This is a genomic window from Serratia sp. HNCC26DJ244 (genome assembly GCF_057180565.1).
The window spans coordinates 1-252 of the sequence record NZ_JBXUGO010000164.1; the positions used below are offsets into that span (position 1 = coordinate 1).

Below are 252 nucleotides of genomic sequence, written 5' to 3' on the forward strand. Positions count from 1 at the left end.
AGAGCCAATGCTGACGGTAGCTGGTCAATCAGCAGCACACTACCAGCCGGCGCGCATAATCTGGCCTTTATGGTGTGGGATGAGGCTGGTAACCGTTCTTCGTTAAGTGCCTCCACCAGTATCGGGGTCACTGAGGGTGATGGTAATACGCTGATCGTGCAGAAGTGGGGGGGGACGACCGATGGGGAAGGCCTTGGCGTGAATGCGGCAGCAGTGACCATTGGGACAAATGGCTTGTGGTCATTCTTCCAG

The 252-nt window shown here is 56.3% G+C and carries 1 protein-coding gene; it reads left to right on the forward strand.

Annotated elements, in window-relative coordinates; all coding sequences use genetic code 11:
- Positions 1-252: hypothetical protein (locus AC2A06_RS19095; protein WP_484381335.1), on the forward strand; the 252-nt coding region annotated here is incomplete at both ends.